Source organism: Pelobium manganitolerans (assembly GCF_003609575.1).
GTDB lineage: Bacteria > Bacteroidota > Bacteroidia > Sphingobacteriales > Sphingobacteriaceae > Pseudopedobacter > Pseudopedobacter manganitolerans.
Genome location: NZ_MBTA01000025.1, coordinates 1 through 14,214 on the forward strand (window position 1 = coordinate 1; position 14,214 = coordinate 14,214).

12 protein-coding genes are annotated in these 14,214 nt (G+C 42.0%); 6 read left to right on the forward strand and 6 right to left on the reverse strand.

The window, feature by feature from the left end; all coding sequences use genetic code 11:
• Positions 1-446: 446 nt before the first annotated feature.
• Genes BCY91_RS10270 through guaA form a run of 3 tightly spaced genes read right to left on the reverse strand, consistent with a single transcriptional unit; the run spans position 447 to position 4,496 of the window.
• Positions 447-1,610, reverse strand: coding sequence for an RsmB/NOP family class I SAM-dependent RNA methyltransferase (locus BCY91_RS10270; RefSeq protein ID WP_120181876.1), 1,164 nt, complete (start codon positions 1,608-1,610; stop codon positions 447-449).
• 2 nt (positions 1,611-1,612) lie between these two features.
• Complete coding sequence (locus BCY91_RS10275) at positions 1,613-3,007, reverse strand: ABC transporter substrate-binding protein (RefSeq protein WP_245989074.1); 1,395 nt, start codon at positions 3,005-3,007, stop codon at positions 1,613-1,615.
• A complete protein-coding gene (gene guaA / locus BCY91_RS10280) occupies positions 2,964-4,496 on the reverse strand; it encodes a glutamine-hydrolyzing GMP synthase (protein WP_120181877.1) in 1,533 nt (510 codons plus the stop codon). The genes BCY91_RS10275 and guaA overlap by 44 nt, the downstream gene beginning before the upstream one ends.
• Before the next feature lie 174 nt (positions 4,497-4,670).
• Here guaA and BCY91_RS10285 point away from each other — a divergent pair, with 174 nt between their 5' ends.
• From BCY91_RS10285 to BCY91_RS10305, 6 genes are all read left to right on the forward strand, one after another.
• Positions 4,671-5,342: a C40 family peptidase gene (locus BCY91_RS10285; protein ID WP_120181878.1), complete on the forward strand. Its 672-nt coding sequence runs from the start codon at positions 4,671-4,673 to the stop codon at positions 5,340-5,342.
• A gap of 189 nt (positions 5,343-5,531) precedes the next feature.
• A complete protein-coding gene (locus tag BCY91_RS10290) occupies positions 5,532-6,041 on the forward strand; it encodes a uracil-DNA glycosylase family protein (protein ID WP_120181879.1) in 510 nt (169 codons plus the stop codon).
• Positions 6,042-6,276: 235 nt separating this feature from the next.
• Positions 6,277-6,723 carry an HXXEE domain-containing protein gene (locus BCY91_RS10295; RefSeq protein WP_182995355.1) on the forward strand — a complete coding sequence of 149 codons (447 nt, stop codon included), beginning with the start codon at positions 6,277-6,279 and terminating at the stop codon, positions 6,721-6,723.
• Between the two features lie 18 nt (positions 6,724-6,741).
• Positions 6,742-6,876: a hypothetical protein gene (locus tag BCY91_RS17955; RefSeq protein ID WP_262696795.1), complete on the forward strand. Its 135-nt coding sequence runs from the start codon at positions 6,742-6,744 to the stop codon at positions 6,874-6,876.
• 310 nt (positions 6,877-7,186) lie between these two features.
• Positions 7,187-9,454, forward strand: coding sequence for a TlpA family protein disulfide reductase (locus tag BCY91_RS10300; protein ID WP_182995356.1), 2,268 nt, complete (start codon positions 7,187-7,189; stop codon positions 9,452-9,454).
• 145 nt (positions 9,455-9,599) lie between these two features.
• Entirely contained in the window at positions 9,600-10,040 is a 441-nt protein-coding gene (locus BCY91_RS10305) for a hypothetical protein (protein ID WP_120181882.1), read from the forward strand.
• A gap of 32 nt (positions 10,041-10,072) precedes the next feature.
• Here BCY91_RS10305 and BCY91_RS10310 read toward each other — a convergent pair whose 3' ends face one another.
• From BCY91_RS10310 to BCY91_RS10320, 3 genes are read right to left on the reverse strand one after another with little or no spacing between them, the layout of a single operon-like run.
• Positions 10,073-10,645: a nitroreductase family protein gene (locus tag BCY91_RS10310; RefSeq protein ID WP_120181883.1), complete on the reverse strand. Its 573-nt coding sequence runs from the start codon at positions 10,643-10,645 to the stop codon at positions 10,073-10,075.
• Between the two features lie 57 nt (positions 10,646-10,702).
• Positions 10,703-12,022, reverse strand: a complete 1,320-nt coding sequence (locus BCY91_RS10315) for a BNR repeat-containing protein (protein WP_120181884.1) — start codon at positions 12,020-12,022, stop codon at positions 10,703-10,705.
• Between the two features lie 6 nt (positions 12,023-12,028).
• Positions 12,029-14,188, reverse strand: a complete 2,160-nt coding sequence (locus BCY91_RS10320) for a family 43 glycosylhydrolase (RefSeq protein WP_120181885.1) — start codon at positions 14,186-14,188, stop codon at positions 12,029-12,031.
• Positions 14,189-14,214 lie beyond the last annotated feature (26 nt).

Sequence of the window (14,214 nt, forward strand, 5' to 3'; positions counted from 1 at the left end):
GCTAAGGCACTAAGGCGGTAGGTTTTCTTTGTGGCTCTGTGGCTTTGTGGTATAAAAATAATTAGCCACGAAGGCACGAAGACCCTAAGGTTTCTTAGTGGCGTTGCGACGCAAAAATAATTAGCCACGAAGGCACGAAGGCGCTAAGGTTGTCTTTGTGGCTCTGTGGCTTTGTAGCACAAAAATAGTTTGCCACGAAGGCACGAAGACCCTAAGGTTTCTTAGTGGCGTTGCGACGCAAAAATAATTAGCCACGAAGGCACGAAGGCGCTAAGGTTGTCTTTGTGGCTCTGTGGCTTTGTAGCACAAAAATAGTTTGCCACGAAGGCACGAAGACCCTAAGGTTTCTTAGTGGCGTTGCGACGCAAAAATAATTAGCCACGAAGGCGCTAAGGTTTTCTTTGTGGCTCTGTGGCAAAAAATCAACACGTTTATCAAAACTACCTTTAACCTTGCTTCACCAACCTAGCTACAAAAAGTGTATCGGCTTTGTCCTTGTAACCGCTAATCAGCTCCATGCGTTCGGTTTTAAGCTGAAAGGTACCACACAACCATTTTACCTGTGCTTCATTCTCGGCTTCAAAAACAGAACAGGTGATATAAATCAACGGCTTTCCGGGCTTTAAATAACTAACCACGTTACTAGCAATTTTCCGTTGCAAGTTGCTGTAAAAGTCCACTTTTTCTGGAGGGAAAGCACTAAGCATTTCGGGTGTGCGACCCCACGTGCCCGAGCCACTACAGGGTGCGTCTAAGATAATCCCGTCAAACTCATAATTGCTTAACAGCAAATCTTGGTTTTGCGTTAAATCCAACGCTTTTTGCTGATAACCTTCTATGCCGGCATAAAAAAAGCGTTCGCGCAGGTTATGCAAAATGGATTCTCTATTATCAGAAACTAACAACTTCACGCTGGGTTCTTGACTGTGCAAAAGCAGCGACTTCCCACCAGATGCCGCGCAGCAGTCCCACCATTTTTCGTAGGGCTTAGGTTCAAAAAAAGCGCCGACCTTTTGCGACGAGATATCCTGCACCTCATAATCGCCTTTATCCAATACCGCCTCCAGTTTGGTGCCGTTGGCCATTGAAAAGGCGTGCTCACCTATCTTTTCAAATGCAATTCCACTAGCTGATAGCTTTTTGGCTACAACATGAGCTTTATGTGGCAAAGCCCTTATGTACAAATTGGGTTGCACAAAAAAGCTTTCATAAAATGCCGTCGTATTTACCAAGGGCGAAAGCTTAGAGGCTTCTGGAAAAACGTCCGACAGTTGAAAATCTGCAAATTCGCTTTTCAAAACAGACAACTTTTGCGTTAAGCTATCGCCAAGTTTATTTTGCCAGTTGGGGCGGTAGTACGCTACAAATTCGCTGGTTTCGGTATTGCACAGCAGTTCGGCAACGGCTATGCGTGTTTCTAAGTCGTGCTTAGCTAAAATCCCGCCCAAGCGGAAATAATTGTAAGTCAAACTACTTGCGGTGCGCCTATCACGACCGCCCATTTGCTTGTTCTGACGGTAGTATTGCGCCAAAAAACGGTGCAAAGGTTGCTCAAATTGGTATTCGCCCAAAATTTTTTGAAGCGTGGCCAGCTGGTGTATTGCTTTCATCCCTAATCTGCTTTTACCAAATTGCCGTTCTCAATTTTCAACATCATCAAACTTAAATTATAATAACCGTAAGCTTTGCTCTTAGTAAATTTGAAATTGTTGTGCAAACCTCTGTAATCCTCATCTGTTAAGCTTTCCATAAACTTTTTCCCTTTTGCATCCATCAAAAGGCCGAAATAATAAGCGATGTCAAAAGCTTTAAAAGCATACTCAGAAGGTTCCAAAGAATACTGATAGCGATAATTACGCACAAAATCTTGCACGCGCGAACTGCGGTAATCAATTAGGTACGAGGAAGTGAGATAAGTATTTAAACTTTCCAGTTGCTGATAATCTAAAAACGTCAGCTTTTCCCAGGCGGGATGCCCGATAACTGCAATTTGAAAATTACGGCTCAGTTTTTCCAGCTCTTTAAACATGGTGTGCAAGAAAACGCGTTCTGTGGCCGGCAACACAATTACATTTAAACCAACCGGACTTAAATGCTTGTACACATTTTCGTAACCTACGGCTTTAATGCCTATTTCGGATACGTGATAACCTTTTGCCAAACTATCTATTCCTTTTTTAAACGGAACGGCAAATTTGTATTCATCGGCCTGCCCGCTCCGGATCATCACAATTTTTTTTGGTCTTAAATCGCTTTTGATAAAGGCTGCCGCTTTATAGGCGTGCTGATCTAAAAAGTTGTTAATGGTAATTAAAAATGGATTGTGAAACAGGTTTGGATCTGATGCGGCCAAAGGCGAAACCATTGGTTTTTGCATGTTTTTGCTGTGTACAGAAAATGCTTTGATGCCGTTTGGAAATATAGGACCTACCACTAAATCTGCATTTTTGATGGCCTCTTTCGCCGCTAAAGTAGCCAGAGCGCTGGGATTGTCGTTGGAATCAAACACGTTCAGTGTAAAACCCACATTCCCTTTTTCGCGCGTCATCGAATCGAGCCCAAATTTAAATCCTTGATAAAAATCTATAGCAATTTCGGCTTTACGTAAATCGGAGTTAGTAGCCGTGCGGTAATCGATACTCTTTAGTTCGAAAGGTAAGATCAAAGAAATTTGTAGCTGGAGATGCTCCTTTTGCTTTACTACAGGTTTTGGTTTCTCTGTGGGTTTAGCAGCAGTTTCCTCTGTTTGGGTCTGCTTCGGTTTTGTGCCTGTGCTTGTTTGGGGCTCTTGCCTTACCGGCGCGGATTTTGGCGAACAAGCCACTATCAGTAAAGAAGCGGAAATAAACGCTAAAAAACAACAGACAAAAAAGCGGAGCTGCGGTGAGGCGGTACGATTCAAGAAAAAAGCGGAGGCCAAATTAGCCTCCGTATAATATTTGTTTTGCAACTGATGATCTTTTTTATTCCCACTCGATGGTTGCAGGTGGTTTAGAACTGATATCATAAACAACACGGTTTACTCCTTTTACGTTATTGATAATTTCGTTGGAGATTTTTGCCAACAACTCGTAAGGCAAATGGCTCCAATCTGCGGTCATGCCGTCAACAGAACTTACAGCGCGTAAAGCCACCACATTTTCGTAAGTACGCTCGTCGCCCATTACACCTACAGATTGTATAGGTAAATAAATGGTGCCGGCCTGCCAAACTTTATCGTACCAACCGCTTTCTTCCAAATTTTTGATGTAGATATGATCTGCATTTTGCAAAATAGCTACTTTTTCTGGTGTTACATCGCCCAAAATACGGATGGCCAAACCTGGTCCCGGGAAAGGGTGACGGTGCAAAATATTTTCTGGCAAACCCAAGGCCTTCCCTACCCGGCGCACCTCATCTTTAAATAAAGTTTTTAGCGGCTCTACCACTTTTAGCTTCATAAAATCGGGTAAACCGCCCACGTTATGGTGCGATTTAATGGTTGCGGACGGTCCTCCGTTTACCGATACCGACTCGATAACATCTGGATAAATGGTGCCTTGCGCCAGCCACTTTACATCCGAAATTTGATGTGCTTCATCGTCAAATACCTCAATAAAAACCCTGCCAATGGCTTTACGTTTTTGCTCTGGATCTGATAATCCGGCCAAAGCATCATAAAAACGCTGCTTTGCATTTACGCCTTTTACATTTAAGCCCAGCTCTTTGTAAGAGTCCAACACCGACTCGAACTCGTTTTTACGTAAAAGCCCGTTATCCACAAAAATGCAATGCAAGTTTTTACCGATAGCCTGGTGCAAAAGCAAGGCCGCAACAGAAGAATCTACACCTCCAGATAGCCCCAAAACTACTTTATCGTCTTGCAAATCAGCTTTAAGCTGTGCAATGGTTTCTTCGGCAAAAGCAAAAGGTGTCCAATCTTGTGTGCATCCGCAAATGTCCAACAAAAAGTTTTGCAACAACTGTTTGCCGTCTGTAGAGTGCGTCACCTCTGGGTGAAACTGGATGCCATAAGTTTGTGTTCCTTTAATTTGATAGGCCGCTACTTTCACAGATTCTGTGCTGGCAATAATTTCAAAGCCGGCGGGAATTTCCTTGATGGTATCTCCGTGCGACATCCAAACTTGCGAATTTGCTGGCAAGTCTTTCATCAAAGTATTGTTGGTGTGGATGTATGCTAAGTTTGCTCGTCCGTACTCGCGAATTTCTGATGGAACCACCTGTCCGCCAGAATGTTGGGCCAAATATTGAGCTCCGTAACAAACGCCCAAAAGTGGCAGTTTACCGTGGAACTGCTGAAAATCGACCTGTGGTGCATCGGCCTGCCTTACCGAAGAAGGGCTACCCGAAAAGATAACACCTTTGGTATATTGATCTATCTCTGGAATTTTATTAAACGGATGGATTTCACAATAAACATTGAGTTCGCGCACGCGCCTAGCGATAAGCTGGGTGTACTGCGAGCCAAAATCGAGGATGAGGATTTTCTCTTGCATGGGCAAAGATAAAAATTTTTGGGCGCAGCGGGCTAAAATTGCAATTTTGTACCCGCCCGGGTTTTAAAGAAACGCGTAATTAATTTCCGCCACGATTTTGATTCACCCATCATCCAAAAATAAACCACTATTTTAGCGCAGTGCAAAACATCATTACAACAGGATAACAACAAAATGAGGAACAGTTTATTCGCCGTGTTAACAATTTGTATTGGTGCTTTAGCCGCTTGTGATTACAGCCCCAACCGAAGCAACATTATTGTTGCCAGCAGAAGTTATATAGACACGGCGCGCCGTTACATTGTAGTTCAGCGAGATACCACCAAACAAGTAGACACCGCGCACAAAGACAGTAGCGCCATTGCGAAAACGGATACGGTAGTTACTCCCGCTAAGCCTGCCATAACACAAACGGACACGATAAAGAAAGCGCCTGCACCCATAAATGCTTCTGCCGCAGCCTTGATTAATTACGCTAAAACCTTAATAGGGAAACCTTATGTGTACGGCGCCAACACGCCAGAGAAAGGCTTCGATAATTCGGGATTTGTGCATTACGTTTTTGAACACGCAGGAATTAAAGTGCCTAAATATGCACCGGCTTACATTAGCGCAGGCGATAACGTGAGTTTGGCTGATGCACAAGCGGGCGATATTATTCTGTTTGCTAAATCAGATACCCTAAAAAAAGCAGTGTACCAAGTTGGGATTGTAGTGACGCCAAAAGGAGAACCTCTACAATTTATCCACGCCAGTGGCGGAAAGCTGAACGGTGTGGGTATTGCAACATTGAGCAATTATTATAAAGGCAGATTAATGGGCTTTAGGAGAGTTGGGTTGAAGTGATGAATGAGTGAAGGATGGATGGAATGAGCTTAAGCCCTTGCTAATGTTGTTCGGACTTTGTTTTTGGCGATGATGACGATAGACAGCATCACGCTTAAAGCACCATCGACACAAGAATTGTTGATTGCCAAACTTTAAATTTGATTGATATAGCTGATTACAGATTTTTGTTTTATTTTTCCTGTGGAAATGAACGCAGTAGAAGACCATCCTTTTAAAGCTTTTGTACCAGCCAATGCAAACAAACTCATCATTGGGAGTTTCCCTGGCAGGCAACATACACAAGGCATGGCCAATGACGAGGCTTGGTTTTACGGTGCAAAAAGAAACCAGTTCTGGCAAATTTTATCGGCAGTTTTTGAGGTACAGATAAACAAAAAAACAACGAAACAGCAAGTACTTGCCCAGCACCAAATTGCAATCACTGACATATTTTTGAAGGTTAGGCGCAAAAGCAATAACAATTTAGATGAGAACCTAGAATTAGTGGCCTATAATGACCACGTCATAAGACAAATTTTAGCAGAGCAAAACATCCAACGCGTTTTCTTCACCAGCAAATTAGTTGGCAAACATTTTAATACACTTTTCCCCGAGGTCGCTTATGTTGATTTTCTCCCCTCTCCTTCGCCAAGGTTTGCGCAGATGAGCCTGCAAGAGAAGGTAGAAATATATCGCGAGAAGTTGTTGGAAAACTAAAACCAGTAATCCTGAATTTTATTTTGTGGCCGTTTTTGTGTGAGGGATTGCAGTGGAAAGCCCACAGCGAGGAACGAGCGAGGACTTGCAACGGAAAGCCCGACCCGCAGTAAGCGGGGCACACCCAAATAAAAACACACTTGGAGCTGGCGCAAATGTTAGTACAGGACCTCAGTAACAGGCAGGGCAGAAAAGAAATAGCTATTGGCTGGCGTACTTAAATTTTAAGATAGACTTGAATTTTTTGAGAAAGCATTGGTACGATTTAGGTGCGTTTTTAATGCCTGTTACCTTGATGCATGCCTTCTTTTTTACGCACAGCACCTATCAGTTTCTAATGTGGCTTAGCTTGGGCACTTTGTTTCTCCATCAGTTAGAAGAATATCGTTCTCCGGGGACCTTTCCCGCCATGCTAAACCGCGTAATGTTTAAAAGCGACCATCCGCTTTATTACCCTTTAAACACCAACACCGCCCTAGTTATAAACGTAGGCATCGGCTGGTTAAGCTATTTTTTAGCTGCTGTTTTTGCCGAAAGATTTTTATGGTTGGGTTTGGCTACCATTTTAGTTTCGTGCGGTAATGTGGTTGCACATCTGTTGATGTTTAACGTAAAAGCTAAAAGTTTTTACAATGCCGGCATGGCTACCAGTATTTTTTTATTTGCACCTTGCACCTTTTAATTTTTTAAGATTGCAGATTTGAATCTTTCAGACTGGCTCTTGGGTGTGGTTTTAGGCTTAGCGCTTAACTATTTGGGCATTATAAAAACCATTGTTTGGATGGTAGATGAGCAAACGGATTATGTTTTTGACGACCGTTTTGAAAAAAAGTGAAGAATTTGCTTGCAGTGCAGCTTGTTTTACAAATAGTATATCGTAAAAAATTTTTCTTTGCAGAAACCTTCAAGGCAACAGATGAGAGGTTTTTATGCCATGCAAAAGTAACTTATACTTCATCCTGACGAAACCGCTCGCTCCTAAGGTTTAACGCCCAGCTAATCAGCGTCTCTAACTAAGTTTGCTATTTTACGCAAAACACCCTATCATTGTGAAGTCTATTTAACTAACTTTCAATTGTAGATCTAAATAACACCTAAATTATCCTAATATGAAAATGAAAAACCTTTTGAAAAGTTTCGTCTGTATGCTATTAATAATTTACGCAATCGATTCCTTTGCGCAAAAAAAGATAGATTATCCCCAAGTTGGTTTTAACGGGACAAATCCAAATGTTAAAATCACAAGAGTAGTACTTACAGACAGCAACACCGTCCTTTATTTCAGAACTACGGCCAGACCGGGCGATTGGATAAGGATACCAAAAAACACTTATATACAAGGGAAAAATGAAAACGACAAACTCTTTATCAAGGGTGTTAAAGGCATTCCTTTTAACCAACAATATACCATGCCCGATAGCGGAGCAGCTAATTACCAATTGATATTTCCGCCATTAAAGCAACAAGTTGCCGTAATAGATTATGGGGAGGAACAAGACGGAGGTTGGAAAATTTATGATATTGAACTTGAGCAGAAAAACAGACTGTTGCCGACAGAATTTTATAAGGAATGGTATAACAAAAGCAATGGACAGCTGGAAATTGCCTTTTACAACCAAACGGTGGTATTGGACCGCAAAGTTTGGGCTTATCAAAATGTGGCAAGCAAAGGCAATCGATTTACGATAACGCTATTGAACAACGGAGAAACAAAAAAGATTAGCGCACAATTAATAAAGGGCAATTTAGTGTACAGAGGCAGTAACGAAAGTATTGAATTGCTTGCCAATAGAAATCATTGCGATAAAGCTGTCGATAAATCTGTTTTTCATGAGCCTTACCTAAAAAATGACAGCGCTGTTTTTAGCGGTTATATTAAAAATTACACTTCCAGACTCGGCACAAAAACCATGAGTTTAGCTGTAAACAATATCATTAACGGGACCCAAAAACTTGTACTCATTAAAATACAGGAAAACGGCTACTTTTATCAAAAAATCCCGCTTTATCATTTTCAGCAAGTCTTTTTAAGATCTGATATTGCAAATGAGAACGATATTTATCTGGAGCCTGGCAAAGAACTGTTTATGGTTATCGGCGGAGATAAGCCCCAGTATATGGGAGAATTGGCCAAGCTGAATTATGACCTGAGCAGGTTGAATGCCATCCGGCAATTTGACTACTACAGCGTTCAGAAGAAAGTTGCAAATATGAAGCCTAATGAGTACAAAGCCTATTTAACGCAGCTCCAAAATATTGAGAACAGAAAACTAGATTCGGTTTACCGTTTAAACATAATCTCGGCAAAGGCTTTCCAAGTGAAAAAACTGGATATAAAACTTAGCTATGCCAATAATATGATGGAATATCACTGGATAGTTCCGTCTGCATTTAAAAGCGTAAATAAACTGCCCAACAATGAAAAAGTAATTGCCGAGCAGTATCCAAATGATTATTATAGCTTTATCGGCAATGACTTTAACAAGGCAGAAAACTTGTTGGCCCCTTCTTTCAACACATTTATTAACCGTATCAGGTTTATCGAAAACTTGAGGCAAATGGTTTCCTATCACTACAAAGAAATTATTCCTCTTCTTAAAAAAACTGCTTACCGCCCAGATGCTGAGGACAAAAGTTTTGAAGAATACATGATGGCCAACCAGCAGTCAACACAAATTGACAGCGCACACGCACAATTATCTGAAAAATGGGCAAATAAACACAGCACTGAAATACAACTTATTACAGCATACATTCTGAGAAAACAATATTATGCCAAACTGCAATCGGCAATTGGTATAGCAGAAAAAGGCATTTTAAAAGACCTGATCACCGCTCAAGAAGTATCCAACCCGATGGTGCAACAGCTTACGCCAGTGGATGAAAATAGCTTGGCATTTTTGCTGGAAGACGTAGAAAATCCGTTCATAAAAGAATATATCTTCAACAACAACCTAGCTATTACACAGCAAGTGAAAATCAACAAAAAAAACGGAGGCTATTTTATGAACAGCACACCTACAGTAGAAGCCGACCAAATTTTTGACGCCATTTTAGCCAGATACAAAGGAAAGGTAGTGGTGGTAGATTTTTGGGCAACTTGGTGCGCTCCCTGCCTTTCGGGCATTGAAAGAATTGCGCCTTTGAAAGAAGATTTGAAAGACAAAGACGTTGAGTTTGTTTACATCACCAACGAAACTTCTCCGTTGCAAACTTATAACAACATGACCCCGACCATTAAGGGACAACATTACAGGTTAAAATCTGATGAGTGGAGATACCTGGCCGACAAATTCAGTATATCTGGTATACCACACATGGTGCTGGTTAATAAAGAAGGCAAAGTTGTTAATCCCCATATCGCTTTTATAGAGAATAATGAAATGAAAAGACTAGTGGAAGCGAATTTTTAAAAAGATAAGTTTTTATTGATCAAGCTTCGCAAGACAATTGAACGCCCCAATTTGCACCGCCAAATTGGGGCGATAAAATACCGTTTTTTACGTATCCTATTTTTACTGGAGGCCTCCTAAATTTATCCGATAAAAAACAAACATTATGAAAAAATCGTTATTTCTGCTTGTTATGTCTTTATTGCTAACAAGCCTTAACAGTATTGCGCAATTGGCCCCAATTACTTTACCTAATAGCGCTGAAGAATGGTCCGCGCCACAGGCCTTTACACTAATAACACGTGATGGCTACCGTCAAAAAGTTGATATCAGCACGCGCTTGGTAAAACATCAGGGAACTACCGGTTTTATAGATGTAAAGATTGCCAATTATGGCCCAAAAGACATTGTACGTATGTATGTGGGTTTAATAAAAGGCCCTGTTGACTTAAAAAACTACAAGGGCTTAAATTATAACAACTGCGGAATTTACAGCATTAGAAACGGGTATAATACTACCATGAAGCTAGAATTGCGCGAATGCCATCCGAAGGGCGCAAGTAAAATGTCTGATTTAGAGAATGCCAAGGCTGCCAACCGTGGATAGGAATAGCCGATATTGCAATGAAATAGAGGATTTTAGCCCATCCATTTTACTTTCTCGCTCATGGGACTGCGTTTTGCCTCGCGAGCAGGTGCATCGTGATAACCCATATAAAACAATCCAATGCATTTCTCATTAGGCGCCAGACCTAAAAAATGGCCTAAGTCATCAATCAGCGGTGGCGATGACCAGTAAGCGCCCACGTCTAAACTTTGGGCCGTTAATGCCATGTTTTGCACCGCACAAGCTGCGGCAGCTAGCTCTTCCCACTCGGGTATGGCACCGCTTAAAGCCACGTTAATTGCGATAATTACAGCAGATTGCGAAGTTTTTTGTGCAAAGCTATCATACTTTTTCTGCAGGAATTTATCAGCGGGGGTGTTTTGTTGGTACAAGCGGCCTAACTCCTCTCCTAACTTTTGTCTGGCCTCGCCAACAATTACGGTAAAACGCCAAGGCTGTGTTAATTTATGTGTTGGTGCGTAATTGGCACTTTCCAAAATCTGCTCTATTACCGCTTTGGGTATCGCTTTATTGATAAAACTCTCCGGAAAAACGCTTCTCCTGCCTTTTATAATTTCTGATAATACGGTTGCTTTGTTGCTCATGTCAGCAAATCTATCATTTACGCATCACAGAAACTACCGACTTGCGTCTTAAAACTGTCAAGGTTTCCACTCCAGTATCTTTACCAGCTGTGGTGGTGTTTGCGTTAAGCCCTCCCCGTCTTTTTGTGGTGTATTTTGTATAAAAAGATTCATTATTTTGCGCGTTTTCCAAAGTTCAGTATCAAAAGTTGGCTCCCAAGATCCCAGACTTTCGGCATTTAAATCGCTTACCGTGGCACGTTTCAAACGGTGCAATTTTGCTTGGTAAACCGATGCTTTGTTCCCGCGCTCCTCATCCCTAAAAATAAGCATGAACGCAGCTTTTTCACCTTTTCCTTTCACCAAAATTTGAGGGCGCGATATAGGAATTTGCTTAGTGCCGCTGCCGCTTAAAGAAAAAGCCGTTTTCCTGAACGCTAAACTTTTGTTATACCATTTGCCTTTGAGGTGGTAAATAATGTGGTACTGAGGAATAGCTGAGGCATCCGAACGCCAGTAGGTTGCGATAAATGGGTTTCCGGCTTCGTCACAAGACATGCTGGTTTGGTTGATCAGTTCGTGTTTTTGTGGGATTCGTGCCGCATACTCCGCAGTTTTAGCATTTATGGGCAAGGTGTATTTTTCGCCGGCCGAATTTTCCCAGGTGAGTCCGCCATCTTTAGAGCGTGCATAGGCAATATCATGGTTGCTGGCTACATCAGGTGTTTCTCGCCAAACCCATGAAACATGAATTACGCCATCATCATCAATACATGCTTGCCAATACGCGTTCCGTTCGCCCTCGCCGTCAATTAAATTGTCGTGCAAACGCGTCCACTTTTGCGTTGCCACATTGTAGCTATTTACCACCATATTACCGCCGCCAGATCCGCCATCGCGGTAAAAAAACAGCAGTTGCTTGTCGTTTAATTTATAAAACTCGGGGTACGATAATTTATTTTCATTCTTGCCTATCATCGGCAAAAGCCCGCCTAATTGTAAAGAACCGGCTTTTACCGAACGTGCATATTTTAAGGCGTTGTTATGATGGTCCCAAGCTACATGTAAATAGCCGTCGCCATCTGCCATGATGCTGATGATGTTGTGCGCGTCTTTAACGTTCCCTTTGTAATTTGTTTTTTGCACCGTCCAAACGCTATCGCCAACTGCTCTTTTTGCCAAGGTTAAAGCCCCATCTTCACTATAAAAGGCAGTGTATTGCGTGTCTTTAAACGTAACTACTGAGTTTTTGCGGAACACCGCTGTATTCACGGTGTTGCCAGCCCAAGCGAAGCCCACCGTAGTTTCTGTAACGGAATTTTGGGCAAAAGCAGTAAAGCAAGTTAAAAGCGCCAGGCTAAAAGTTAAAACCCAAAAAATACGGATAATGTGCTTCATCCCGAACTATTTTACTGCTTTTATAGGTTCAATTCCCTCGTGTGTGGGCCTGCCTTGCGCAATGGTCCCGTCGGCGTTAAAGCTTAGTTTATCGATACAAACTTCGCGGTGGTAACCTGCAGAACGACCCATTTTAATTCCTTTTGGATAAACAAAGCGGTGGTAAACATTATACCACTCATCGCGCCCGGGAACTTGAATTGTGGTATTATGGCCCGTTGCATAAATGCCTTGGGTGGGGTCTTTAGCAATCACTAAATTATTTTGCGGAATACGGATTGGACTTAAAGGACCATCAGCAATACCGTAACGCACGCGGTAATCCTCGTCGCGCGTGTCGTTCTCGCTCCACATAAAATAATAAAGTCCGTTGCGGTAAAGCACGTGCGTGCCCTCCCTAAAAGTACCTCTTGGTGTTAAATTGGTTTCGGTGCCTTGCTTTAAAGAAACCATATCATCGTTTAACTCGGCACCAAACATAAAGCCGTTGCCCCAGTACAGATAATATTTGCCGGTTTTTGGATCCTGAAAAACATCCGGATCAATCACCTGGCCACGGTTTATACCCTCGGGTCTTTCGGCTATCAAAGCTTTACCCGAATCAACAAAAGGACCTGCCGGATCATCGGCCACAGCCACACCTATTTTTTGCGCAGCCGTAAAGTAATAGAAGTACTTGTAGGTGCCACCAATTTTTCTTTCGATGATGCAAGGCGCCCAAGCATTTCTATCGGCCCAGCTCACATCTTTTTTTAAATCTAAAATTATGCCCTCGTCTTTCCAATTTACCAAATCTGTAGAAGAGAAAGTTTTAAAATAGGTACCGGACCAGTTATCAAAACCATCACTGGTAGGGTATAAATAAAACTTTTTGTTTTTCTCGGAGTAAATCAAATCCGGATCGGCATAGTAACCGTTAAGCACCGGATTATTGTACTGCTTGGCCTCAACCGTGTAAGTCAGGTTTGGCCTTCCTTCTGTTGTTAAGGTATAATTTACCTTTTTAAAATTCTGCTTGCCTTTTGGTGTAATAGTGGTGCCTTTTGGTGCTGGAAACTCGGGATTAAACCGCTTTAAATTTGCACCGTTGTTTAACGGCAATACCAGCTTTTTGCTGGCCGTATCAAATACGATATTTAATTTACGTACCCAAGACGATTGAGGGTTCAGCATCAGCTCATCGCGGTTGCCCCATTTGGCAATTAGCCTCAATTTTTCTTCCTCTGTAATTGGCATTACCGTACCGTGGCGCGGATGAAAATCCATGCTCACTTCTTCATCAATCACTTTAAAATTCTCAAAATCGGTAGTTTTGGTAAACTGATATTTGCCACTGGTGTACATATCATACATCAAAATATAGCCACTTCCATCGTTCAGCTTAAACACACCCGAGCCTTCTACCTTGTTTTTGGTTTGCTGCACATATTTATCGCGCAACACATAATTACCTGTTAACTTATCCGCTACCGCGATTTTAATTCCGGCACCTTCACTTTCCGTTTTTAAAAACAGGTAAAATTTATCGTCTTTTTCTATGATATCCCCATCTATACTTGCGCCATTGGTTGGGCTAAAATACAGTTGCTTAGGCGCGGTTTCTAAGTCTGTAAAATCTTCATTGGCATAGGAGTAATAAATTTTATCGGGGTTATTGCCGTTTTTTAAAGAGAAATAAACCATGTACTTGCCTTTCTCTTTATCGTAAATGGTTTGCGGTGCCCAAACGCGCAACAAGTCCTCATTCCCCCGAAAACGTTTTTGAATGTTTACGACGTGATGAGTCCAGTGGATCAAATCTGTAGATTTCATAAGCACCATGGCGCGGTTACTGTCCCAGCCCTTGGATGCCATCATATCCGTAACTACCATATAAAAGGTTTTACCGTCTGCGCCACGTAAAATATGCGGATCGCGCACACCACCGGCAGAACTAATTTCTTTGGAATCAAAAATGGGCTGATTGCCATTTAACGCCTTGTAATCGTAACCATTATCGCTTATCGCAAAGCGGATGGATTCGCCATCTCTTCCGCCACCGGTGAAATAGGTGAAAAGATAAGCGCTAAATTTTGGGGAACCATCTTTGGTTTGGGCAATTAAGTTAGGCAGAACCATGCAGCAAAGCAGGGCGCAACAAAAAGTCGTCTTTAGAGTTGTGTTCATAATTTTTCGCTTAAGCGATGTAATTG